Origin of the sequence: Sphingobacterium humi, from assembly GCF_009768885.1 — a bacterium.
GTDB lineage: Bacteria > Bacteroidota > Bacteroidia > Sphingobacteriales > Sphingobacteriaceae > Sphingobacterium > Sphingobacterium humi.
This window is the reverse complement of the sequence record NZ_WSQA01000001.1, coordinates 429,891-454,803: the sequence shown is the minus strand read 5'-3', so window position 1 is coordinate 454,803 and position 24,913 is coordinate 429,891. Positions and strand designations below refer to the sequence as shown.

At 42.1% G+C, this 24,913-nt stretch carries 16 protein-coding genes; 3 read left to right on the top strand and 13 right to left on the bottom strand.

Annotation, left to right across the window (positions count from 1 at the left end):
• The first annotated feature begins 4 nt into the window (after nucleotides 1-4).
• Both GQF63_RS01670 and GQF63_RS01665 read left to right on the top strand, forming a co-directional pair.
• Entirely contained in the window at nucleotides 5-190 is a 186-nt protein-coding gene (locus tag GQF63_RS01670; RefSeq protein ID WP_160367351.1) for a CsbD family protein, read from the top strand.
• Between the two features lie 94 nt (nucleotides 191-284).
• Nucleotides 285-1,115, top strand: a complete 831-nt coding sequence (locus GQF63_RS01665) for an alpha/beta fold hydrolase (RefSeq protein WP_160367350.1) — start codon at nucleotides 285-287, stop codon at nucleotides 1,113-1,115.
• Nucleotides 1,116-1,125: 10 nt separating this feature from the next.
• Here the strand turns inward: GQF63_RS01665 and GQF63_RS01660 are convergent, their stop codons facing one another.
• The 3 genes from GQF63_RS01660 to GQF63_RS01650 are packed head-to-tail and all read right to left on the bottom strand — an operon-like array spanning nucleotide 1,126 to nucleotide 5,456.
• The gene (locus GQF63_RS01660; protein WP_160367349.1) at nucleotides 1,126-1,758 is read right to left on the bottom strand and encodes a response regulator transcription factor; all 633 of its coding nucleotides are present in this window, start codon (nucleotides 1,756-1,758) and stop codon (nucleotides 1,126-1,128) included.
• A complete protein-coding gene (locus GQF63_RS01655) occupies nucleotides 1,755-4,016 on the bottom strand; it encodes a sensor histidine kinase (RefSeq protein ID WP_160367348.1) in 2,262 nt (753 codons plus the stop codon). The genes GQF63_RS01660 and GQF63_RS01655 overlap by 4 nt, the downstream gene beginning before the upstream one ends.
• Nucleotides 4,017-4,064: 48 nt before the next feature.
• Nucleotides 4,065-5,456, bottom strand: coding sequence for a WG repeat-containing protein (locus tag GQF63_RS01650; RefSeq protein WP_160367347.1), 1,392 nt, complete (start codon nucleotides 5,454-5,456; stop codon nucleotides 4,065-4,067).
• A gap of 137 nt (nucleotides 5,457-5,593) precedes the next feature.
• Here GQF63_RS01650 and GQF63_RS01645 point away from each other — a divergent pair, with 137 nt between their 5' ends.
• Complete coding sequence (locus GQF63_RS01645) at nucleotides 5,594-7,228, top strand: sulfatase family protein (protein WP_160367346.1); 1,635 nt, start codon at nucleotides 5,594-5,596, stop codon at nucleotides 7,226-7,228.
• A 62-nt stretch (nucleotides 7,229-7,290) separates the two neighbouring features.
• On the opposite strand, the gene GQF63_RS01640 is transcribed toward GQF63_RS01645, so the two are convergent.
• The 10 genes from GQF63_RS01640 to GQF63_RS01595 form a co-directional block, all read right to left on the bottom strand.
• Nucleotides 7,291-9,231, bottom strand: a complete 1,941-nt coding sequence (locus GQF63_RS01640) for a hypothetical protein (protein ID WP_160367345.1) — start codon at nucleotides 9,229-9,231, stop codon at nucleotides 7,291-7,293.
• 35 nt (nucleotides 9,232-9,266) lie between these two features.
• Complete coding sequence (locus GQF63_RS01635; protein WP_160367344.1) at nucleotides 9,267-10,877, bottom strand: DUF4886 domain-containing protein; 1,611 nt, start codon at nucleotides 10,875-10,877, stop codon at nucleotides 9,267-9,269.
• Between the two features lie 24 nt (nucleotides 10,878-10,901).
• Nucleotides 10,902-12,944, bottom strand: coding sequence for an FAD-dependent oxidoreductase (locus GQF63_RS01630; protein ID WP_160367343.1), 2,043 nt, complete (start codon nucleotides 12,942-12,944; stop codon nucleotides 10,902-10,904).
• Between the two features lie 9 nt (nucleotides 12,945-12,953).
• On the bottom strand, nucleotides 12,954-14,633 hold the full coding sequence (locus tag GQF63_RS01625) for a RagB/SusD family nutrient uptake outer membrane protein (RefSeq protein WP_160367342.1): 1,680 nt from the start codon (nucleotides 14,631-14,633) through the stop codon (nucleotides 12,954-12,956).
• Between the two features lie 11 nt (nucleotides 14,634-14,644).
• Nucleotides 14,645-18,010: a TonB-dependent receptor gene (locus tag GQF63_RS01620; RefSeq protein ID WP_160367341.1), complete on the bottom strand. Its 3,366-nt coding sequence runs from the start codon at nucleotides 18,008-18,010 to the stop codon at nucleotides 14,645-14,647.
• 177 nt (nucleotides 18,011-18,187) lie between these two features.
• Nucleotides 18,188-19,372, bottom strand: a complete 1,185-nt coding sequence (locus GQF63_RS01615; protein WP_160367340.1) for a FecR family protein — start codon at nucleotides 19,370-19,372, stop codon at nucleotides 18,188-18,190.
• A gap of 90 nt (nucleotides 19,373-19,462) precedes the next feature.
• Nucleotides 19,463-20,056 carry an RNA polymerase sigma factor gene (locus GQF63_RS01610; protein WP_160367339.1) on the bottom strand — a complete coding sequence of 198 codons (594 nt, stop codon included), beginning with the start codon at nucleotides 20,054-20,056 and terminating at the stop codon, nucleotides 19,463-19,465.
• Nucleotides 20,057-20,074: 18 nt separating this feature from the next.
• Nucleotides 20,075-21,112 (bottom strand): Gfo/Idh/MocA family protein, encoded by a 1,038-nt coding sequence (locus tag GQF63_RS01605; RefSeq protein ID WP_160367338.1) that lies wholly within the window; start codon nucleotides 21,110-21,112, stop codon nucleotides 20,075-20,077.
• 241 nt (nucleotides 21,113-21,353) lie between these two features.
• Nucleotides 21,354-21,920, bottom strand: a complete 567-nt coding sequence (locus GQF63_RS01600; RefSeq protein WP_160367337.1) for a c-type heme family protein — start codon at nucleotides 21,918-21,920, stop codon at nucleotides 21,354-21,356.
• Between the two features lie 18 nt (nucleotides 21,921-21,938).
• Nucleotides 21,939-23,999 (bottom strand): TonB-dependent receptor domain-containing protein, encoded by a 2,061-nt coding sequence (locus GQF63_RS01595; RefSeq protein ID WP_160367336.1) that lies wholly within the window; start codon nucleotides 23,997-23,999, stop codon nucleotides 21,939-21,941.
• Nucleotides 24,000-24,913: the final 914 nt, after the last annotated feature.

Genomic DNA, 24,913 nt, shown 5'->3' with positions numbered 1-24,913 from the left:
TATTATGAACAAGTTAACATGGAAAGGTCGTTGGAACGAAATCAAAGGTAAAGTAAAACAACAGTATGCCGATTTAACTGATGACGATCTTTTATATGCCGAAGGTAAAGAAGACGAACTACTAGGTAAATTGCAAAAGAAAACTGGTAAGACAAAAGAAGAAGTTGAAGGCTGGTTGAACGATATGTAAAACCAGATTGATTTTAGAATTTGTCAATAAGGGAAGCAGCAGCAGTAATATGTTGCTGCTTTTCTGTTTTTTAACCTCAAAATAAATAAGTACTATGACTAAAATAACGATTAAAAATAAGGGAGAAGCTGTCGCGTTAAACTATGTAGACTATGGCCAAGGACAAGCTGTTGTATTAATTCATGGTTGGCCGTTGAGCCATAAATCTTGGGAAAAACAAATGGATGCCCTCGTGTCGGCTGGCTTTCGGGTGATTGCTTACGATAGGCGCGGTTTTGGGGATTCCTCTGCACCCTGGGATGGCTACACCTACGATGATTTAGCCGCCGATTTGGATACATTGATAAACGAACTAGGCCTTGAAGAGGTGATATTGGTCGGGTTTTCCATGGGTGGCGGCGAGGTGGTTCGCTATCTGACCAACCATGGCGAGCAGAAAATCGCGAAGATAGCTTTGGTATCCTCGATTATTCCTTTGGTAAAGCAAAAGGCGGATAATCCGGCGGGTGTGCCTGAAAAGGTTTTGAATGAGATTTTAACTGCTTTGAAAACGGATCGCTTGAAGTTTTTGACCGACTTCCATCAAGGCTTTTATAATTATAGCAAAGCAAAGCCGACCGTTAGTGCAGAGCAGTTGACCTATGATTTCTCGATTGCCTCGCATGCAGCGCCCCAAGCTACTATAAAAGCGGCGCAGGCTTGGATGGATACAGATTTTAGAAAAGAATGTGCCGGTATTCAGGTGCCAACCTTAATTATTCATGGCGATGCGGATGCAACAGTGCCCTTTGATACGGCGGCAAAACAAGCGCATGAGCTAATTAAAGGTAGTCAGTTAATCGCTTATCCGGAGGCTTCGCACGGCTTAAATGTGACGCATGCCGAGCAACTAAACAAAGACTTGATTGCCTTTTTCAAAGGCTAGGGGCTAGGCTTTAATTGGCTAGAATTAGGCCATAGTCATAAGCCAGCTTAATTGCAGAGCTTAGGTTGCTGGTTTTAAACTTTTCAATCAGGTTTTTACGATGGCTTTCTACCGTATGGTGGCTAATAAAAAGCTTGTCGGCAATCTGTTGGGTGGTTAAGCCTTGTGCAGCTTCGGCCAGAACTTCTTTTTCCCGGCGGGTTAATTTAGGGACCGCTTTTAATTCGCCTTGGTTCTTTTTCTCGACGATTTTGCTGGTTTGAGAACACATGAAGCGCTTGCCCTTCAATACCTGTTGAATGCCGGCAAGAATTTCGGTAATGGATGCATTTTTTTGGATATAGCCTGCAGCACCTACTTGGAAGGCCGAGTTGATCACCGCATACTCATTATGAACACTTAACATAATGATTTGCATGTTAGGCTGTTGTTGACGTAGTGGCGCAATGAGGGTTAGGCTGTTAGCATCGGAAAGATTGATGTCTAGCAGCAGGATATCCAAACGTTCGGTTTGTAGGGCATGAAGCAATACCGCTGCAGAAGGATAACAACCAACCACCTGCAGATCTTCCTCTTTAGACAGGATATTTTGAAGACCTTCTAACAGTAGGGGATGGTCGTCGGCAATGGCAATTTGAATCATGAGTTTGTGGTTTTAGGAAAGTGAAATTCAATGCTGGTTCCTTGCTGCGGAACGGATTCTACCTGCAAGGTTCCTTTAAGGAATTCTATTCTGGATTGAATATTATGTAAACCGGCAGATCCGGTTTTCTGCTGTTGGCTGACATTAAACCCGCAACCATCATCTTCCACCGTAACGTGGTACTGCTGTTTTTCTTCCACCAGTTGAATTAAGATTTGAGAGGGGGATGCGTGCTTAATGGCGTTGTTGACCAATTCCTGGATGATGCGGTAGACGATCAATTGTTGATCGAGCGATAAGCTTTGTTGCATATGGAGAAATTGGACATCAACATCCAAGCGGTCACTGCTCATGCGGTTGGCATAATCAGACAGCGCTTCTTGCAATCCGTATTTCTGCAAAAGGTCGGGCATGAGGTTATGGGCCACGCGTCTTAGTTCCTCGACGGCCAGGTCCAGATGTCCCATGGTCTTTAGCAGTTGTTCCTGTTGTTTATCATCGCTAGGGTCTTGCAATTGCGTAAGTTGGAGCTTGGTGCCGGAAAGTAAACCACCGAGGCCATCGTGCAGGTCGCGGGCCAGGCGTCCGCGTTCTGTTTCCTGTCCTTGTAAGAGGGCCGTAAGGGTAGAGATTTTACTGTGTTGCCGTTCCTGTTCCAACGCAAGAGTATGCAATACCTCTTTTTGTTTCATATGTTTTGCCCTTTGCTGATACGCATAGAGCAACAAGAGAAAAAGTAAAAGAATGGTGCTAAAGGAAAGGATAAAATAGCTGTTTATTTTTTCGCGGAAGCTGATTTCCTGCTGATAATTACTAATTTCCTGGGCTTTGTTTTCAGCTTCTAATTTGGATAGACGAAGGGCTTGGTTTTGTTTATCGGCCTTCATGCGTGCCAAGGCCAATTCCTTTCCTTGGTTATCCTGAACTAGCTTCATGTTTTCCAGGTCTTGCTTTTGCTGCATGCCCAAGGCTTCCATCAACCGTAATTGCTGTTCTTTTTTCTCGGCTTCCAGCTGTAAGGTAAGCACCTCTTGTTCTTGTTTTCCCTTCTCGTATTGGGCTTCCAGGCGTTTGCCCAGCTGCAATTGGTCTTGGTCGTATATGCGTTTAAAAATAGTGATGTAGGACTTGTAGTAGCCAATGGCCTCATCGTACTTTTCTTCGGCTTCACTAATCTGCGACAAGCTTTCGTAAATACTCATCAGGATGTGCTGATCTTGATTTCCTGCTTGCTCCATATTACTTAAAGCCGCTAATAAATAGGCTTTCCCTAGGGTATAGTCCTTTTTCTGGATGGCCATTTCGGCCATAATGCCGTACGCGGAAGATACATGGTTATAGGCCTTGCTTGCTAAGCCCTGTGTTTTGGCGAGCTCGGCATACTGCTGCGCTTTGGAACGATGAGACTCCGGGAAAAAGCGAAAGTACAGGTGCGCCAAGTTATTGGCTACAAAAGAAAGATTCGACGGGATAGGGATTTCATGTTCATGTTCCTGATAGGTTGCCAAAGCTTTCAAGTAATAGGATTCGGCCTGGTCGCGATTGCGGGTCTGACTTTCATCGTTAAGAAAGATGAGTTCATTTAAATGGCCTAAAGCCATGTAAGCATCGAAAATAGCAGCAGGGTCTTGTTGTTCTGTGGCTAATGCCAAGGCAAGTTTGCTGTATTTTTCCTGGGATTTCAGCTCCCCCCAATTGCTGTAAATCGCGGTAAGCTCTTTGTAAACGGAGGCTTTTCGCCCCAACAAGGTGGGGGAGCTTGGGGCCTTATCGAGGTAATTCAAGGCCGTTAGGAAACTACGTACAGCTTCCCCTTCCTTAAAATGCCGTGCCTTCAACCAGCCCTGCGCATAATAAACATAGCCTTTAATTTCGTTATCCCTCGTGTTGGAAAGGATGGACTTGGCCTTAGCGATATGCCTAAGCGCTTCCTTCTGCTCCTCAACTAACTGTAGGCTAATGGCATAAACACTATGCAGGTAGGCCGCGTATTTGCTGTCTTTTCTTTTTTCAGCTACTTGGATATTACTGGTTAATAAGTCGAAGGCTTCCCCAATCTGATCATTGAAAAACAAGGCTTGTGCATATTTCCCTGTGAGGTAAAAATGCGCTGGATGCTCCGGTTGGCTGCTGTGATATTGTTTTTCTAGCTTGCGCAATAAATCTTGCCCCTGCGCAGGGCTATATAGCAGCAACAGGCTAATCATCAAAACGATTAAACCTGCACTTGTTTTTACAAAGGTAGTGGTATGCTGCATAAGGGTTTTCGTAGCTCGCATTGCCTGCGAAGATAGGCCTTTTCTAACTTATTCGATGGTAACTTTTTCTCCTTTTGCGTTGATGAAATATTGGTTTTCTTGCGCTTCGTCTTCGGCAACTAAAACTATTCCGTTTTCGAAAACCCCTGCCAAACTATACTTTAGGGGAAGAACAATTTTACCTGTAGGGTCGATGAAACCGTATTTATCACCTTGCTGCACGGTGATTAAGGCATTGTCTTTCGATAGGGCATAATGATCGTATGCATTACTTACCAAGGTATTTGTTTTCAGGTTGTACAAGCTAACCTTTTCATCGGCATAGGTGGTGAAATTGTGGGGGTTAATTTCAAAGATCATATCGTAATCAAAAGGGACGATGACTTTGTTCTGCATATTGATGATGCCACATTTCTCCCCTTTAAAAGCTGTTGCCAATCCCTGACTAAAGAAACTGATTTGATCGTATTCGGCTTTAATTAATACCTTTCCGTTCGGATCCATCATGCCCATTTTGTCGCCAACGCCATACATCAGTTGATCGGACGCTTGATCTTGACCCAGGTAATCGTATTGGAATGGAATACGGGTTTTCCCTTGCAGGTCTATGGTTCCGAATTTATTGTTTTTATCGATGGCTACGGCCTGATCATGGTGAAAGTAATCGATAAAAGTGAAGTTCGTTCCTGTTATCTCGTCACCTTGGCTGTTTTTTAGCCCCATGTAGGTGCCGCTTTCATTGGTATAGGTTAAGCGATCTTCAGCGACTTCCGTTCCAAGACCTAGGTAATTTTCCTCGCTAGCCTCCTCGTCTGGATCCTCATCCAAATTGATTTCTGTGTAATTTTCAGGGATTTGAAAAGTAGCCTTATCTATTTTTGTAGATTCGATGTTGACGACCTGAAAGCCATTTCCTGATACACTTAAGGAAAGCACCGCGCCTTTAATTTCGGATAGGAAGGAGAACTCGCCCCAATAAATACTTGGAAGTGTTTCGGTATACCAGATGTCCATCTCGATGGGTTGTTCGGGATCTTCCTCATTGTCAAAACTGATTTGTGCAAATTTACATAGATAGCCCGCTATGGTTTTGGTTTTGCCGGCCTGATAGTTAATCGGCAAATCGCTTTCCGGAACTTCCACAACAGGACCTTCAGACTTATAGATGAAATATTCTTCCGATTGCGGGAAAAGCATCAATTCTTCGTTACGACGAATGTCTTTTAGCACAATAGGATTTTCTGTATCGCTTGGCATAATGCGAACATAATCTTTGCTGAGCAGCACGGTTTGGAATATACCTTTATTTTCCAGAGCTTCTACCTCCTGCGGATCTGCCGAAAGATGTTGATAGGTTAATTTAAACCCAGACAGTTGTTGGGCAAAGCTGCTGAACGAAAGGAGTGCAAGGGCAACAATCGTGCATGTGATGGATTTCATAAGCGTTCTATTTGGCTACAAAAATGCGGAAATTAAATGGTTTGCTTTCTCCCTGATATCAGCTAATTTTTTTGAAATTTATACTTAAGGAATGCATGCTCGGAAGATTAGCGGTATATTTAATAAAAATCATACTTATGAATGCTATCCTTCGCTTTTTAACGGTTTGTATGTTCTGTATGGGTTTGGCTCAGGGGCAGCAAAAGAAACCGAATATCCTTTTTATTTTTTCGGATGACCATGCTTATCAGGCGATTGGGGCGTATGGGAATAAGCTGGTGCAAACGCCTCATATCGATCGTATAGCAAAGGAGGGTGCCGTTTTTGAACAATTTATGGTGACCAAATCCATCTGCGGGCCCAGTCGTGCTAATTTGCTGACTGGAAAATACAGCCATAAAAACGGCTTTATGGACAATGAAGGGAACTTCAATATCAATCAGCAGGTGCTGAGCCGTTTGTTACAGCAAGCGGATTATGAAACAGCCTGGATAGGGAAGTGGCACCTGGGTACCCTGCCTGGGGATGCCTTCAATTATTGGCATATCCTGCCCAATCAAGGCTATTATTATAATCCTGATTTTATTAATGCGCAGCATGATACCAGCCGTTATGAAGGCTATGTGACAGATATTATTACTCAATTGAGTACCGCCTGGTTAGATGAAAGGCCAAAGGATAAGCCTTTCTTTCTGGTTATTGGTGAAAAGGCAACTCATCGGGAATGGCTGCCGGCCATTGAAGATTTAGGGGCTTACGATGCGGTGAATTTCCCCTTACCTGCTACTTTTTACGACGATTATCAAGGTCGGAAGGCTGCTGGCGATCAGGACATGACGATTGAGAAAAGTATGCGCTTGGCCGATGATTTAAAAGTGCATGCCAAATTCGGGCTGACGGAAGCTATTATGCAGGAACGCCTGACAACAATTCGTAATAGGGGCGGGCAGCAGCGAACCCTGAGCGTCGAGGAAGAGCAGCAGCTAAGAAAAGAAATTAACGAAGGGATGTATGCTCGCTTGAACCCCGAGCAGGCTGCCAGCGTGCAGCGTTATTACGATAAAATTACGGCAGAATTTGAGGCTTTAAAACCGGAAGCCAAGGCTTTGACAGAATGGAAATATCAACGCTATATGAAGGATTACTTGGCCACAGCAAATTCATTGGATCGCAATATCGGCAAGATACTGGACTATCTGGATAAGCATGGCCTCGCCGAGAATACCATTGTGATCTATGGTTCCGATCAGGGGTTTTATTTGGGGGAGCACGGCTGGTTTGATAAGCGGTTTATTTATCAAGAATCGCTACGGACACCGTTTTTAATTCGCTATCCGGGAGTTGTAAAACCAGGGACACGCATTGGGCAGCAACTGCTCAATATTGACTGGGCACCTACGCTTTTGGAAATTGCGGGACTTTCCGTACCTTCGGATATTCAAGGTCAATCGTTTTTGTCGTTGCTACACAAGCCCCAACAAACGAAGCCTTTTCGAAAAGCAAGCTATTACCATTATTACGAATTTCCCCATCCCCATCATGTGTCGCCACATTTTGGAATTACAACAGAAAGATTTAAATTGGTTCGTTTTTACAAAGGACAAGAAGCTTGGGAATTGTACGATCTGAAAAAGGATCCCTTGGAATTGCATAATCAGATCGCGAATAAAAAGTACGCGAAACAAATTATCCAATTAAAGCAATGGCTTGCAGAAGCCTGTGAACAATACGACGATCAACTCGCTGCCGGTATATTAAAACAGCAGCTTTAAAATACTTCATAACCAAATCAATTAACCGAATCCACGACACAAGTGTCGTGGATTTTTTTGGTTTATTGTTCCGGCGTATAACTCCACAAATCTGTACCATGTTTAAAATACAGCTTATTGTCTTTTCCCAAAATCATTAAAGAAGCCTCGTCCTTTAGTTTAGTTAAGTTTTTTGTTTTCGGGTTATAGCAATAGAAACTATCGCTTAGGGTAAAGTAAATGAGTCCATTGGGGTGGTATACACCTAGTCCATTTCGCCAGATATGACTAGGATAGCGCTCATAGGTATATACAGGTACTTTGGTTAGCAGCTTTTTCTGTTGTAGATCATATTCAATCAGGGTTCCATCGGCAAATCCCCATACCCGCTTATCCGGGCCAAGGAAGAGTCCGGAAACTGACCAGTAATCGGCAATACTATCTTTCCATAAGACTTTTTTGTTTTCAGGATCCCATTCAAAGAGGTAGCCACGCTTGCTGGTTGGGGTCGCACCTAATCCACCGGCAATGGAAGATCCGCCAATTACCCGGCCGTCTACATTCAATAAGGAGATAATGGATTGGTTCGGGATCACTTGATCAAAGGAAGTGAGCTTATTGGTTTTTGTATTGACATGGGCAATACTTCCGCCAAGCTTGCCATAGGGTGGCACCGTGCCGAAAACCATCTCTTGACGATCGGGCATGCTGATTACTGCAAAGGGGCGATCCTGATCTTTAATCTGGCCGATAAATTTTGGGTTTTCCGTGCCTACTTTCCAAGGTTGGGTTACATCGTAGCTGTAGATATTGGCCTTGGTATAGATTCCGAAATAAAGCTTGTTGCCTTGGCTGTTTAAGCCTTCGGTTTGATGTAAACCTGGATATTCCTGATGCTCCCCAGTTTTAGGGTCAAAGCTGCCATGCTGCCCTGCAAGGTATCCGGCGCTCCATATTTTGTCATCCGGCCCCCAGAAGATGGATTGGATCAAAATCGGGGAGTTGGGAACCTGCAATTCCTGGCTGGTTAACTTTTTCGTTTTCGGGTTTACCCGATAAACGAATTGTGCATTGGTAAAGACCTGATAGGATCCATCTTTCAGCATAAGCCCTGTTTTACCGCTGCCTTTAATGCTGGCCAACTCTTTCGGTGCCAATGGGAGCTGTCCTAAATCTAACTGATAGATTTTAGATTTCGCCGTGTAATAAATCTTTGTGGATTTCGCATCGCGCGCGATGGATTTGATTTCGATCGGCGGCAATTCCGCAACGATCTTATCCTGTTGAATGCTGTAAACAAAGGTTTTGGTATCTGCATTACTATTGATGTAGCCTAAAATATAATCCTGTTTATGGATATTTTCCTGAATGTCTAAATCATATACAAACTCTTTAAATCCGGGTGCCGAGGCTAATAACTGTTGTTTTTGCCCAGTATTAGGATCCAGTCGGATAAATTTTGCGTTAGAGCCAGTTCCCATGTAGATCTGATCTGCTTTTTTATCGTAGACCACGCTGCGGGTATAGTTCTCTCCGGCATAAACGGGGCCCTGGGATACTTCCTGAAAGCCCGATTTAGGGTGATAATAAAAGATGAGTCCATCGGGATAGGTTCCACCGTAGATCCCGCCTTTGCTATCGGCATGCAGATCCCAGATTACTTTCTGTTGGGGAAGGGCTAAACCTAAGTCCTTTATGTTTGCATCCCCAAGGGTATAGGCATATACTTTACCATTTCCAGTGGCATATAACCTGTTGTCTGAGGCTACACACATATCCCAAGAACCGTCGGTGCCGGGCAATGGAACATCTACTATTTTTTTACCGTCAGCTAATTGATAGCCTAATAAACGGGCAGGAATGCCCCGTACTACCGTGAATAGGTATTGTTTTCCTTGTTTATCTTGAATAAAATGGCTTCCCTGAACGGCTTTTGCAAAGACCTGAGGGCCATGGTTTTTAAATTGAGCGTGCAAAGTAAAGCCTATGCAACAGCATAGGAGAGCTAATAATATTTTTTTCATGGCATAAAAAACCTGCTATTCCTAGCAGGTTAGGGTTAATGATTTAAAGATTCTGCAATGCTTAAGGCATTGATAACGGCTATGGCCTGTTCTTTTTCTGTTTTATTTTGGAAAGCAATAAAAAGCTTGCCTCCTGCAGTTGGCCGCAGTTGTTCAAAGCATAGGCTTTGTGTTTTGTTATAGCTTGGGTCTATTTCTTGAGCCTTAGTCTTTTTATGGCCATTTACCGTAATTAAAAAGGGGGTTCTTGCTGTTTCGAATCCGGAGAACAAGGTCAGGGTATAGGCCTTTTTGGGATCTAGGTTTCCGATTTCAATATATTCTTTCGGAGAATCCTGAGCGGTTAACTTGCAAAAGAAATAGGACTCCGACACTTCTTTCGGCATTTTGAAAGGGCTAGCTGTCCGTTGTGGACCTTTGGCACTTCGCGCATCGAAGTTATGGGTCAATTTGACATAGACGGCGGTGGGTTTATTTTCCTTGTCCACTAATCCGGAAAGCATAGTTTGCTGGCGTTCAAATAAAAAGGAATTCCAACCCGGCATAACAAGATCGGCAGCAAAATTGACTTGAATGCTGGAAAAAGAAACAGGCTTATTGTCTATTTTCCAATTGGACAGATCGGAGATTTGAAAGGGCTGTTTAACAGCTAAAATAGCTGCTTCTTTGGCCATTGCCGCCTGATCTCGCGTTAAATTGAACGGTTTATAGCCATTGTTGGCCAGGTTTCCAAAAATAGTTTCATACCAGGCAGAAGCCGCTGTAAATCGGCCGATACGGAGATCTAAATGGTAGCCTTCGCGGTTAAAGTTGTCTCCAACACTTGAGGTACGTCCATTTTGAATAGCCGTGCCAGAAGGAATCAAGTAGCTGATAGGAATAAGCTTGTCAATTTCTTTACTGACCTGAACAATCTGCTGAAACATCTGTTCCTGCTTATTTTGGTATCTCTCAAAGTTTTTGGTTGTTGCGTTTTGCGCATAAGCCCAGGTTTGATGGAAGGCATATTTTACCGTTGGAATCGGGTAATTTTCTTTTACATAATCAAACAATTGCGGTAAATCGCGACGTACAGACTCCAAATCACCCGATAAAACACTGGCTTGCTGAAAGCAGATGATATCCCAGTTTTCATCGTCGATGGCCATTTTTATGGATGTTTTGCGGGTGTTCGACTTGGCGCCATCGATGGTAGTTTTGCGGTAGTCGTAGATTTTTATATCCTCTTTCGCATTTTTGAGGTGAAAGTCTAAAGGTGCTCCACCACGGAATAAGTTCCCGATGACTAAGGCATGTCCTGCTTGTTTGGCGAGGTCGTGAAAGTAATATTCCACGCCATCATCGGAGAAGCTATTGCCAATGACTAATATTTTCATTACCCCATCATCTAAGGGATCAGCAATTTTAAATTGCTGATCCTTAAACGATAGTTTGCCCAATTCTTGGACAAGAAAGCTGTTTGTTGTTTGGGGTATAGCTTTTAACATAGGTGCTCTTCCCTTTGCTTCCCATTGTTTTACCTGACTGGCAGAAAGTTGCAGGGTATCTCCAAGAAATACCAAGGAATCTTTTTGCTGTGCATGTGCATGCATTGTAGTTAAACCGAATAATAAGCAGGCTTGAAGACCTATACTTGCTAACTTCATTTTGTTTTATTTAATGATTTCGACTTATTTAACTTTTTTCCATACGATAGCATCGGCTACCACGTGTCCATTGTTTTGCTCTGCTAATACTTTGACATAGCTTTTGGCATGTTTAGGAAGATTAAATTCGCCTAATTTCAACCATTCTCCCGATGACATATCGAAAGGCTTAATACTGGATTTGTCTAGCACAATGCGGTGTTTTTTCTTGCCATCAAATACTTCAAAGCTAAGCTTGTCGGCCAAGGCTTTATCCTCAGCGATATAGGTGTAGATGGCGTATTTCCCGGCATCTTCCACTGCAGCATTGAACTTAACGAATGCAGCACGATCCTTTTGCGCGAAGGTGAGTTTATCTTTCGCATAACCATAATGCTTGTCGTTCCAAGCACCAGCTACTTCAACCACATCGCTGTCGCGGTTGTCGATTATAATTTCAGGTTTACTGCCATCGGCCAATGGATCTTGTTTTAACTTATTGATCAGGGTCTGTACATTGATGTCTTGAACGGCTTGTTTATGGTTGATGGCCTGGGATGCTGCAGTAGCTGCCGACTGTGCCAATACCATAAATACAGGCTCCATACGGATAGAACCGAAAGCGATATGCGAAGATGACATACATACGGGTACTAAGAGGTTGCTACATTCTTCGGCCTTTGGAATAATGGAGCGGTAAGAAATAGGGTAGGGTGCAGGTACTGGTTTTTGCACATCGCCTTCATTTTTTACCATGCCATTCACCACGATCCGTTGGATGTTATGGGAGTCCATTTGGTAAGCGGCCATCCCGATTGGATCGTCGATTACTTCTTCGCCCTCACAGTGTTTTTGAGTCATAACAACAGGCCCCACTAAGCGACGTGCTTCCCGTACATACAGTTGGTTGGAAAAACCATTCGTTTCCGGAAACTCATCCTTACAGAAACCCCAAGATTGCATTTCAGTACGGATATGTGCCGGAACACGCTCGTCATGGCTTAAAAAATATAACAAGCCTTTGGTATAGTTTTCATGTTTTTTCCAAATAGCTTGGCGTGTTTTAAAATCGCCGTCGGGGTAATCGTAGTTTTCTCCGATCATGTCGGTAGAGAAAGCGCCGAAGTTATTGAAATCTGTTTTGCCATTCGGCATAAACTTAATCAAGAAACCTCCGGCATGTTTGATTTCGACGGTGCCATCAGGATGGTTTTCTTTTTTTAAGCTGCTAAAAATGGTTGTCCATTTTTCCTTGGCAATCTGACGTAATAACAATTCGTAATGATCAGGATTGTATACTTCCGGTTTGCTGAACGGAATGAGGTTATCCTTATTTTGGGTCAGCGTTAAGCGGAAGTTATAGGCCTGGATTTTTCGGTCGCCTAAACCATGTGTGGCCAGGTTGTCGTTGGAGATACCCCAAAGTAAACCACTTTCTGGTTTTCCAGGGATTTTATACGGATCTATGCCATCAGGAAACTGGTGGATTTCCTGCAATTGAATGCCGTTTTGCGTTTCACCATATTGGCTGTTGGGTTCCCGTCCGATGGCATAACTTACGCCTGATTTCGCCATTAAGTCGCCTTCGTACGTACAGTCGATAAACATTTTCGCTTTGATACGGATGGTTTCCATGCCTACACCATCGTTCTTGCGTACGATGATTTCTTTAATGGTATTTCCCTCCTTAATCACTTGGTCTAACAAGTAATTTTTTTCAATAGGCAGGTTTACCGCATTGATATATTGATCGAATACTTTATTGGCTACATGGGGTTCAAATGTCCATTGTTCGAATTTATTATAATGCGTCCCTAAGCGGCGATAGAAATCGCGTGCCAGACCCGTAATAGCAAATTTATTACCAATGTCTGTAGCACCCAATCCACCAGTTGTTAACCCACCGAGGTAATTGCGTGGTTCAATAACGATGGTTTTTTTACCGAGTTTGCTGGCCGTATAGCCGGCAATAATGCCGGCTGAACTACCCCCGTAAATACAGATGTCTACTTCAATATTTTTGTTTTCTGCTAAGGCATGGTTCATCGTGCAAAAACCGATCAGACATGCTAAAAAGAGTTTCTTCATGTTTTCCTATTAATAATTTTTGTTTTGAATAAGGTTTGGATTTACTTCAGTTTCGATACGTGGAATAGGCCATACATAATCACGGTCCTTGTTGAAGGCGCGTTTCTCAATGACACGCATCTGGCTTTTGTTGGTTACCTGACTATAATCAGGCGTTCCATTGGCATCGATCTTTGGCGCATTTGCTAACCATCCGTTGCGGATTCTGCCTAATAAATCGCCAGGCATAACCTGATGAGCAATTTCCCAACGGCGGATATCAAATAAACGGAAGCCTTCCGCTGCCAGTTCATATTTTCTTTCCTTACGAACCGCTGATCGTAAATCGGCTTGCGATTTTCCGCCACTTAGGGCTGGCATATTCACGGATGGGCGTTGGCGAACTTGGTTGATGGCTTCATATACAGAGTTATCGAGTTGATTAAGTTCAATTTTTGCCTCCGCGTAGTTTAAAAGCACCTCCGCATAACGGAAAAGGATGCCATTTAACTCGGAGTTAGAACGGTCAGCGAAGTCGATTTCATCGGTGTACTTACGCCATAAATAGCCTGAGAATGTAGCATAGGCATTTGTAGCATCGGTATTCGGAATACGCTTTGGCGTTGCGCCGCGGTAATCCCAGGTTTGTAAACTGTCGGGATGGGTTTCAAATACGACCCCTAAGAAGCGGGATTGTGGTAAAACGACCGTTTGGGTTAAGCGCGGATCGCGGTTGTTAAAAGGTTTCGCAGGGTCGAATAAAGGTGATTTATCAATATTCAATCCGTCCGTACATTCGTAGGAGTCAATTAAGGATTGCACCGGAATTTTATTGGAGAAACCTTGCATTAAGCGCGAGAAGAACTGGGAAGAAATGCTGTGGGTTTTTAATCCTTTTTTGTATTGGATAGCCCATATGATTTCCTTCGATCCCTCACCAGCATATTTAAACAATTGCTCGAAATTAGTATGCAATTGGTATTGGTTTAAATCCATAACTGCCTTTGCCGCATCGGCAGCAATTTGATACTTTTTATTATAAAGGGCAGCACGCGACTTTAATGCTAAAGCGGCACCTTTGGTTACCCGGCCTACATCGACGCCAGCTGCGGTTTCCGGAAGGTCTTTTAAGGCAGCATCAATTTCGTTTAACACGAAGTTATTCACATCTTCCTTGCTGGATTTTGCGACTTTACTTTCGGCTAAGGTTAAGGGCTTGGTGAGCAAGGGTACACCTCCGTAAAGTTCATTTAAATAGAAATGGAAATAAGCGCGTAAGAAGCGTACTTCAGCGATGCGTTTGTTTAATTTTTCGGCAGGAACAATCTCCTTAAGATCGTCTGTTTTATCTAAAATATCATTACAACGACCTATTCCTTCATACAAGAACTGCCAGAAATCGGTGATAAAAATGTTGTTCGCATCCGCATTACCCATCCCCAAGGTTTGCAGGGTATTGGTGTTTCTTTCCCAGCCAATATCGGAAGCATAATCCAAGGTTAATGGGAAAGGCATTGGTACTTCTTTAGGTGCACTGTATAAGCTATTGTATGCACCGGTTACCGCCATATCTAGCTCAGCTTCATTGCTGATGAAGGTGACACTTGCCGGACTATCTAAAGGTAATCTGTTGAGGTAATCTTTATTACAAGAGGTAAAGGAAAGGGCTAAAACCAATCCTAAGCTATATGTTAATGTTCTTTTTTTCATGATGATCAATATTAAAACTTCGCACTTAATCCAACACTGTACACTTTCATCTGCGGATACCAAGCTCCGGTTCCGATAGGACCTTCCGGATCGTAGCCTTTCCAGAAACTCGTTGCTGTAAATAAATTTTGGCCTGAAGCAAATACGCGTAGCGTTCGCAATGGATTTTTGCCTGCTTGGTTAAACGGTACAGTATACCCTAGGGTGATGTTTTTTAAGCGCAAATAAGCTGCTTTTTTCATCCAGAACGTGGAGTTTTGGGTGTTGTTGGTTTCATTGAAGGCATAACGTGGGAATGCAGCAGTAGTGTTTTCTGGCGTCCAACGATCTTTATGCTGTTCTTGTACGGTTCCACCTTCGTAGAATGGCATAATACCCTGACCATATAAATAACCATCGGCTTTGCCTACACCTTGGAAAAATACAGCAAAGTCGAAGTTTTTATAAGCGGCACCTAAGTTGGCACTGAAGGAGTAACGCGGAATGGAACTGCCCATGATAATTTCATCGGCTTTATCGATTTTACCATCGCCATTCTGATCTTTATACTTGATGTCACCCGCTGCTACATTGCCGAATTGCTTCGCAGAAGAGCTTACCTCATCCGCCGAATTGAAATAGCCGATTGCTTCATAGCCGTATAATGAACGGATAGGATGGCCTTCAAAGTTCACCGTTAGGCCTGAACGCATGACACCACGCATATCTAGCACTTTATTATGCACGTCTGATATATTTACTGCGGCATTGTATTTAAAATCACCAACGGTATTGTTATAAGCTACCGTCACATCCCATCCTTTGTTTTCAACAACACCGGCGTTTTGGAATGGTGCTTTTTTACCCGTAATTAATGGAATATCCAGTTCTAATAAGATGCCTGTTGTTTTACGGTAGTAATAATCGGCCGTAATGCTCAGGTTTCTCCATAAGTTGATGTCTAAACCGATATTGCTTACGGTTGTTGTCTCCCAACGGATATCGGCATTGGCCATATTGTTTAAGGCTGCACCTGTAGAAATATTTCCTCCGAAAGCATAGTTGTTCAATCCTAAAGCATAATAGGCTGCAAAGGGGTAGTTTCCGATGTTTTGGTTACCCAGCTTACCCCATGAAGCACGTACTTTTAATTCGCTTAATACCGGAGATAGGGATTCCATAAAGGATTCCTGGCTAATACGCCAGCCGGCAGAGAAAGAAGGGAAGAAGGAGTACTTATGGCCTTCAGCAAAGCGGGAAGAGCCATCGTAACGCGCGTTGGCTTCAAACAGATACTTGCCTTTGTAATCGTAGTTTAAGCGGCTGAAATAAGAGCGTAAAGCCCATTCGGAGGCATTACCCTTCGTTAGGTTATTCTCAATATTTCCGGCATCAATTTCCTGTAACTCTGGAATCAAGAAGATTTCACGGTAAGCTTGCAGCATATTGTCTTTTTGATCCTCCTGCTGGAAACCACCCATAATTTTAAAGTTATGATCGTCAGCGAATGTTTTTTCATAGTCTAGCACAGCACGTAAATTGTTATACCAATACTGGGTATATTTTTCTGTTAAGGAGTTTAGCTGTGGATTTTTGAAAGCTTTCGACCCATCCCAGTAATAGGTTTGGATACTGTTTAAGAATTTTTTGTTATGGTTGATTTCATATTTTGGCGAATACACCAAATTCACCGTCATCCCTTCAATCGGTCTATATTTCAAATCAATATTGAAGATGGATGTCATTGGATTTTCTTGGTTTAAGCCACCATCTCTAGCTTTGGCGATGGAGTTATCGCCGTTCCAGCCTTCACCATATTGTCCGGTGGATAGGATACCTGCTTGGTTTGCAGGGATACGACGCATCCAGTGAAATACGATTCCAGCACCCTGGGCAGGTTCTTTCATTTCACTTCGCGTAAAGAAATAATCAATGGATGTGCTTAATTTTTCTGAAATCTGGATATCTGAATTTAAACGGAAGTTGTAGCGTTTGAAATTGGTGTTTTCAATAATAGCGCCTTGGTCAAAATAGCCCAATGAACCCAATACTTTTACCTTGTCGGTACCCCCTTGCGCACTGATGTAGTGGTTTTGCATAAAGGCGGTATTCTTCATGGTTAATCCCTGCCAATCTGTATTAGGATAACGATCTGGGTTGCTGGTTCTTCCTGCTTTGTATTCCTCGATCATTTTATCGGTAAAGAGCGGGCTACGACCGGTATTGGTGTAAGCTTCATTCAATAAGAGCATGTGATCTAAACCATCGACCATTTTAGTCATGTCGGTTGGGTTCTGCCAGCCTGCATAATTGTTGTAGTCTACTGAAACGTCGTTGCTATTAGCGCGTTTAGTGGTCACTAAGATAACACCATTTGCTGCTCTGGATCCATATATTGCTGCGGAGGCAGCATCTTTTAATACCGAGATGCTGGCAATATCATTGGTATTTACATTATTGATATTACCTTCAACACCATCGATTAATACCAGGGGATTGGCATCTCCTAACGTACCGATACCGCGGATACGCATGGTGCCATTATCTTTACCTGGTTGCCCCGAAGCTTGGGTTACAGTTAAGCCTGGCGCGGCACCTTGTAATGCTGCTGAAGCTTGACCCACCGGTTGTTTGGTGAGTTGTTCGCTTTTTACCACATCGACAGCTCCTGTTAGGTTTACTTTCTTCTGGGTGCCATAACCTACAACTACCACTTCATCCAAATCGCTTACAACCGGAGTTAAGCGGATGGTTAAGGCTTGCGCAGAAGTCACATTGCGGGTCAGGGTTTCATAACCTACTAAAGTAAATCGCAAATTAGTAGGGTAGGAAGCTACGTTAAGTTCAAAGGTACCGGCAGCATTGGTACTGGTTCCTTTGCCGCTGCTAACCTCCAAAATACTAACACCCTCCAATGGGGTGCCATCCTCTCCACGGACAACTCCTTTTAAGCTTTGTTGAACCAATGCTGAAACTGTTGCAGTAGCCGGCTTGGCTGTTGGTTTTTCGTTTGTTTTTTTAGTTTTGTTTATTAATATGGTCTTATCCTCAATGCTAAAGCTGTATGGTAAGCCTTTTAATAATTGAGTAAGAAACTGGTTCACATTCGCATTATGAATGTCCAGATCAATAGGTTTCAAGTGTTTTACTTCCCGCAGATCATAGAGAACCACATAGTCGGTTTTTTCCTCCAGAAATCGAAAGGCATTCTCAATTTTGGTAGCTTTCTTTTTAAAGCTTAATTGCTGAGAAAACGACTTCGCTTGTAATTGCAAACTGCCAATTACAAGGAGAACGCAAAATGTTTTTAAAATCATAAGTAGATATCGAATACGTGCTAAATAAGTATTGATAAAACGAATTGGATAAGGATTTAACAATCCTTGATAGTTTTTCATAATATTGTAGTATATAATGTTTTTAGGTGTGTGAATGTTCCCAATGATGTGCCGAAGCATTATAAAAGGGGGATGGGCCAACATCTCCCTTTCTTGCTTTTTAAGGGCAGGCTGATGGTTATGGTGGTTTATCTGTCTTTTTTTTCATGGTTTAAATTTTAGGTTATGGGGTTTTGGTTAAGATTCCATGAGTTTCACTTTCAACTTGCGGTCTGCCGTAAGCTCTGTGGCAATATTGAAATTGGTTTTTAAGAATTGTAGAAAAGTGGATAGTTTTAGTCCGCGCGACATCCGACCTCCCATTTCGATTTCAGGAATATGATTGAGGTATACAATTTCTACATCATACCAGCGGCTAAGCTGTCGCATACATTCTTGTAACCTTAGACCATGTAGGTCGATGATGCCATTTTTCCATGCAATAACGGCATCTGCATCCACAGCCACCGTTTTTAGGGAATTGCCTTGTACATCAAATTGTGCCTGTTGGTTAGGAACCAATAATTTTTTACCGGAGGCCGTACTGACACGTAAGGAGCCCTCACGCAGGGTGGTTTTATTGATCTGTTCGTCTGGATAGGCATTGACGTTAAAATGCGTGCCTAGTACTTGGATTTCTTGCTTTGGATTGCGTACAATGAAGGGTAGATCTTTATTTTTACTGACTTCAAAATAAGCTTCTCCTGATAGGTTGATGGTGCGATTTGATTTTCCGTAATCTCCTGTATAGCTTAACTCACTGCCCGCATTTAACCATACCTTGGTGCCATCGGAAAGACTAAGGTGATACTGCCCACCATAGGGCGTTACGATTTTCACAGATTTACCTGAAAGTGCCTTATCGAGGGCCAAGGCACCATCATCATAGCTGATGCTATTTTGGCTAAGGATTAAGCCTTGTTTGCTTTCATCCAAATCGTATTCTTGGCCATCTAGGATAATGGAGGCCTTATTGCTCCCCGGATCCAGGTCTTCTAACACAACCGCCATCGATTGTTCTACAGCAGGTTGTTGTTGGATTTTTAGGTAGCCAAAAATTCCCACCGCTAGGATGCTGGCTGCAGCAGCCCAATACCACCATGGACGAATGTGGAAGATTGTTGTTGCTTTCGGTTCTTCCTGACTGCTAACTTGAATTTTCTTGCTTAAACGGCTGTGTAAGCTACTAATGCGGGTATTGACAAAGTCTTCCGATAGGGCATTATTTCCTTTGTCTAATAGCTTTTGGGCATGCGCTTTAAGGTCGGCATCCTCAGCAAGGTTGATTAAATCAACCAGCTCTTCATATTCGCTGCGACTTAATTTGGCATTTATAAATCGATCTAAAAGGTGGTTTAACCTTTCTTGATGCGGATTGCTCATATACTGATAATCTAGTTTTTGGTTATTGATTATCTAGATATACGAACAGCTAAGACAAATACACTATTGGAAAAATGATTTTTTTTGAAATTAATGGAAAAAGATCCAGAAAAATACCAAATACTCGTTTTTGTAGTTTCGCTGGATATAGTTTTTGATATCTTTCATGGCGCTGACCAGTTGGTTGCTGACCGTGGAAACAGAGATTCCCAATTGACTGGCCACTTCTTTGTAGCTTTTGTTTTCGATATTACAAAGTAGAAGGATTTCTTTGCGCTTTGGGGAAAGCCCTTGGATGGCTTCATCGAGAATCTGTAACTTCTCCTTACTGAAAATTGCTTCCTCCGTATGCATATAATAACTGATGGAGGATGCCCATAATTCATCCTGCATGCTTCTTTCACGACATGATTTGCGGAAATGATCAATCGCTAAGTTATCACACATGCGAAACAACAAGGTGGTAAACCCCTTGTCGGCTTCGAGTTGATCCCGCATGTTCCAGATTTTTAAAAACACTTCTTGCAATACTTCTTCTACATTTTCCGGGCTTTTCAAGAGCCTGAATATGCGTTGGTAGAGGATAGGTGCAAAATGAAAATAAAGCTGATCGAAGGCCATAACTTGATCTGCTTTCATGGCTGAAAGGAGCACGTTGAGGTCGATATGCTTTTCTGTAGACATGTGAATTTCCAGTTGCTTTTATAAGTAAACAGTTTGGCCTGTTTTGGCACTTTCATAGATCGCGCTAATTAAAGCGACTGATTTTTTACCTTCCTGACCATCAATCAATGGGGAATGTTTTCCTTGAATAGCCGCTAGGAAATCTTCGACCTGTAATTGATGACCGTAATGGCCGATAGCCATCGGATCGCTTACCCCTCCTGAAACTGCAGCTTCTGCTTGTTGTACTTGAGAATCAGTCGAATCACCCTCGAACTCCCATAAGGTTAAGCTATTTTCTTCCAAAATGGCCGAACCTTTACTGCCGATAATTTCAATTTTCTTGGCAGTGCCCGGAAAGGCCGCGGTAGTACACTCGATGCTACCTAAAGCGCCATTTTTAAATTTAATACTAGCAACAACAGTGTCCTCCACTTCAATATTTTGGTGCACACGGTTAGCGCTAAGGGCAGAAACAGAAACAGCCTCGCCCATATACCATAACAACATATCGACTGCGTGGATGCCTTGATTCATTAAAGCACCACCACCATCGAATGCCCAAGTACCCCGCCATGCTGCTGATGCATAGTAGGCGGCGCTGCGGTGCCATTTGATATAAGCTGAGCCCATGACCAGATCTCCAAATCCGCCATCCGTCAGTTTTTGTTTGATTTTTAAGCTGTTGGGGTAAAAGCGGGTAGGGAATATGGTGCCAATTAACACGTTATGTTCTTCTGCCAATTGAATAATTTCATTACAACGATCTACCGTAATTTCTAGTGGTTTTTCGATCAGACAATGCTTCCCTGCACGGATTGCTTTTTCAGCTGCTTCTAGATGTGCGCCAGATGCTGTGCATATGCATACGATTGCGATGGAGTCATCTTTCAAAAGTTCCTCCAGGCTTTGGTAACTTTTACAGTCGTGTTGCTGTGCAAAAAAAGCTGCTTTTTCAGCAGTTCGATTGTAGGCGCCAATAAGTTGGGCATTAGCTATGGCCTTGATGGCAGCAGCATGGATGTGTGCTATTGCACCAGTTCCGATTAATCCGAATCCGAAATTGTCGACGTTCATAACTTGTACTATTCAGGTTTATGATAAAAATACGCGTGTTATGGTTATTTTTTTCGTTTTGTAAACGTTGTGTTCAGGGACGAAGATAGTTTTTTTTAGGAGAAAATGCTGGAGTTTGGGGAATAATGTTACAATATCCGTTAACGTACCCCAGTATTTAGCTGTTTGGCTCTTTTTAGCTGGTTGATCTCTTAAAAATAAGATTGTTTTTTGAGAAAAGAAGAATAAGGTCAAAATGACCTTACTCTTCTTGTTTATAGGTTAATTTCCACAATCCTCTCAGCTCATGGAGCTCGTAATCTTTTGCCTTATCGTTAGGATAATGAGCCTCAAGTTTAGCCAAAATACCTGGTTCTATGTCTTTTACTGATCCATGGCATTTTAAACAGGTGGGCATGGCGAGGTTTATTCTTTTGTAATATACATACTGCTTGTTTTCTAATATTAGGGTGTCCTTCGCTGCCTCATCGGTTGTAAAATGTTCGAATACTTCTTTATCGGTTTTCGTTTTTAAATCGTTATCTGGATTTCGGTTTTTATCTGAAATACGTTGAACGAAAACCTGCATATTTTCGACAGCAGCATTGGTTAGCGGAATAGCTTCTGCATGGCAAAAGTCTACAGCATACTCCGGGCCTCCTTTTTCAATGGCTTGCATCAGGTTTTTCATGATTTCCTGTTGAACAAGTGTGGTCAAACTATCGCTACGCGAAATAATCAGCTGTTCTTTTTTTGCTCGCTCTGCCTCCTTGTTTTGGCAGGATAATAGCCCAACAGCCATTGATAGTATTAGAAATAGCTTTTTCATCCTTTAAATGGTTATTGTTTAAAACTTATATTGTATAAACATGGTGAAATTTCTTCCTTGTTCGTTTATAGGAACGCTAGCAAATCCTGCTTGATTACGGAAGGCAAAGTTCAAGTGGTTATGATAAGTTTTGTCAAAAATATTTAACCCTGATAGGCCAAGGCTCCAATTTTCCTTAGGTCTATATCCCAGGCGTAAATCCATTGTTTGGTATCCTTTTGTTGAAACTTCTCCAAAGGATGGCGCAATTTCATCTTGCTTGGCTATAATATTATATTGGATGTTTCCCCAAAACTTGCTGTTTTCAAATCCTGCGGAAATCCGCGTACTAAATGGTGGAATTAAGGGTAAGGATTCATCCAGATCTTTATTTCTTGCATAAACATAAGAAAAGTCCGTCTTAATGAAGTAATAAGTTGCAAAATCAAATTTAGCAGATACTTCCGCACCGGTTTTATACGCATTTTTGATATTGGTAAATACCTTATTGGTACTGTTGTTATCCGGTGATAGGACTGCTGAAATATAATGATCCAAATCTGCATAATAGACTGAAGCGTCAAAATGGATGGTATTTATGAAGCCGTTTAGTTTTTCGTAGCCATTGATACCGATTTCAAATTGGTTATTAATTTCGGCCTTTAAATCGGGATTTCCTGTATAGGTATAGCTGTCTTGGCCAACATTAAATTTATTGATAAATCGTTCAATCATGTTGGCAGATCTTACGCCTCGACCATAGGCTATTTCGAAAAACAAGCGGTCGCTGAATGCTTTTTTTAAGGATAATGTACCGCTGAAAAGGTGTTCTGTTCGCTTATCTAAGGCGTATAATGCCGCGAAATCAGGTTCTGGTTTTCGGATATCAGAAATCACTTGGTCATACCGTAACCCAATATTTAGTAAATAGCTCGGAGCGAAAGTCCATTTACCTTCTGTATACAAGCCCCAATCGTCAATATAGGAGTCCTGCCAAATGGAGGTTATTTTGGTGACAGGAGTCGGTAGAGGTTTTCCATCCTTCATTTTTATCAAGCTAGTTCGGTCGCCATCTCTTCCAATGTGTAAGAAATCTAGTCCACTATAAAACCGAAGCTGATCAGAGGTCTTCCATTCCAGTTCGGCTTTGATGCCTGCGGTATGTGACTCCACCAAGGAAGAAGATTCGGTCATCTTCGCCGAAGGACGATCAAAATTGGTCATTAAATGGTCTACGTAGCTATAATAAGTTTTTACTTGGAATTGTTGGATAATCTGTCCTATGTTTTCCCATTTATAATCGAGGGAGGCTATGCTGCTGTTGTCAAAGTCGGTATCCATTGGCAAGCCTGCGTGCAACATATCCCGACCGAAGGCTTGTCTCCATCCGGCTTGGATACGATGATCTTTTCTCAAGTTATACCCGACTTTGATGCCGTAATCTGTGCTTTTAAAGGCTGATGGAATTTCCGTTCCATCGCCATCCTTGTAATTATCGTAATTACGATAGCCAATATTTCCGGACACATCATATTTCTGATTCACATATTGCAATTGAGCCATGCCAACGTAAGCAGATCCGTTTGTTTCATAGCCTGAAGCTACAGAGCCATGAAATCCATGAGGCCCTTGAGCTGGATTGCGAGTTACGAGATTAATTACGCCACCAAAGGTGGCACCATAGCGAACACTGTAAGGTCCTTTTATGATTTCTATTTTCTCGATGTCCTCCGGTGCGATGTGTGACGTAATTGGGTCCATGCGGTTTGGACAAGCATGCATGGCCTTGATACTGCCATCGTATTGAATATTAAGCTGCTCATATTGAGCACCTCGGAAAGAGGGATCCATGGCATAAGCTCCTCTCTTGACCAGTGAAAAACCATTGATGTCATTAAATAGACCAGCCACGTTTTTCGGTTGGACTATCTTTTCGTCGTAGTTATTGGATATTTTACTAAATGTTGGATTTTCAAGTTTATAACCCTTGATAATAATTTCATTTAAGATGGTAGTTTTTAAACTGTCTGATTGTTGTTCTTCTTGTGCTATGGCCATAAAAGGGGCAGCACAAAGAGAAATCCATAGTATTGGTTTCATTTTATGAAAATTTGATGATGAATAATTGAATCTCTGAATAGTTCAGAGATGGGAGTAATTAACACATCAATCTTTCTGGAGGATGTTTTAAAGGATTTAGGTAGAGGAAAAAATACAACAGTGGCTTAGCAAAGACTTTTTTCTCGTTCAACCTAATGCTAATAGAAATATATAGGTTAAGCTTTTCTGTCGGAATAAAATCAGGAAAAGTTATGGATCTGATGTAATCCGGAATTTTATCTTTTTTCTCGGTTGTTTCTTTACTGACTTTGTTTAAGCTACATTTCCCATCGCAGTGCATGCTGGGCTTGTTCTGGTTTTCACAGAAGAGTTCAATATATCCTGCTTTATCAATGATGTAAAATACATAATGGATTTGTGCATAGCATATTCTAAGCAGCATCGTCAATAGGAATATATATAAAACTAGCTTTTTCAAAAAAATGAAATTAGTCAAGCCTCTAAATTCGCTCATTTGCAATGAGTCGGTGAAGTCTGGTTTGAGCAAGCTAAAACTAATTTTACTCGTTTAAAATGATATGGGTTACAATCTGTAAACTATTTTGTGTTTCTGATCAAAAATAGGGATCGGGACGCTGTTGTATCGAAAGATGATATAGAAAATTAAAATTTAACATAGCCCTCGTTTTCTGCAGAGATCAATAGTATTTAAAGTGCTAAGCTGAAGGTGGGCGAGGGGAGCTGTTACAATTGCCGTTAACGTACACCATTGATTTCCGCCCTATTTATTTTGATATGGACGTTTCTATAAAAATATTAAAAAATTTTATGAAAAACTATTGTATGGACAAATAGATTGCCCTATATTGGCCTTCATTATAATCCTTACATCACCTATTGTTTGAAAAAAGTTTGAATATTTAAATAAGAAAAACTAGTTTTGGGGAGTGGAC

Bases quoted from the DNA above. Each gene is read 5' to 3' on its own strand.
- GQF63_RS01635 (WP_160367344.1), bottom strand. From the start codon at position 10,877: ATGAAGTTAGCAAGTATAGGTCTTCAAGCCTGCTTATTATTCGGTTTA.
- GQF63_RS01655 (WP_160367348.1), bottom strand. From the start codon at position 4,016: ATGCAGCATACCACTACCTTTGTAAAAACAAGTGCAGGTTTAATCGTT.
- GQF63_RS01630 (WP_160367343.1), bottom strand. From the start codon at position 12,944: ATGAAGAAACTCTTTTTAGCATGTCTGATCGGTTTTTGCACGATGAAC.
- GQF63_RS01600 (WP_160367337.1), bottom strand. From the start codon at position 21,920: ATGAAAAAGCTATTTCTAATACTATCAATGGCTGTTGGGCTATTATCC.
- GQF63_RS01660 (WP_160367349.1), bottom strand. From the start codon at position 1,758: ATGATTCAAATTGCCATTGCCGACGACCATCCCCTACTGTTAGAAGGT.
- GQF63_RS01595 (WP_160367336.1), bottom strand. From the start codon at position 23,999: ATGAAACCAATACTATGGATTTCTCTTTGTGCTGCCCCTTTTATGGCC.
- GQF63_RS01665 (WP_160367350.1), top strand. From the start codon at position 285: ATGACTAAAATAACGATTAAAAATAAGGGAGAAGCTGTCGCGTTAAAC.
- GQF63_RS01620 (WP_160367341.1), bottom strand. From the start codon at position 18,010: ATGAAAAACTATCAAGGATTGTTAAATCCTTATCCAATTCGTTTTATC.
- GQF63_RS01650 (WP_160367347.1), bottom strand. From the start codon at position 5,456: ATGAAATCCATCACATGCACGATTGTTGCCCTTGCACTCCTTTCGTTC.
- GQF63_RS01610 (WP_160367339.1), bottom strand. From the start codon at position 20,056: ATGTCTACAGAAAAGCATATCGACCTCAACGTGCTCCTTTCAGCCATG.
- GQF63_RS01640 (WP_160367345.1), bottom strand. From the start codon at position 9,231: ATGAAAAAAATATTATTAGCTCTCCTATGCTGTTGCATAGGCTTTACT.
- GQF63_RS01645 (WP_160367346.1), top strand. From the start codon at position 5,594: ATGAATGCTATCCTTCGCTTTTTAACGGTTTGTATGTTCTGTATGGGT.
- GQF63_RS01615 (WP_160367340.1), bottom strand. From the start codon at position 19,372: ATGAGCAATCCGCATCAAGAAAGGTTAAACCACCTTTTAGATCGATTT.
- GQF63_RS01670 (WP_160367351.1), top strand. From the start codon at position 5: ATGAACAAGTTAACATGGAAAGGTCGTTGGAACGAAATCAAAGGTAAA.
- GQF63_RS01625 (WP_160367342.1), bottom strand. From the start codon at position 14,633: ATGAAAAAAAGAACATTAACATATAGCTTAGGATTGGTTTTAGCCCTT.
- GQF63_RS01605 (WP_160367338.1), bottom strand. From the start codon at position 21,112: ATGAACGTCGACAATTTCGGATTCGGATTAATCGGAACTGGTGCAATA.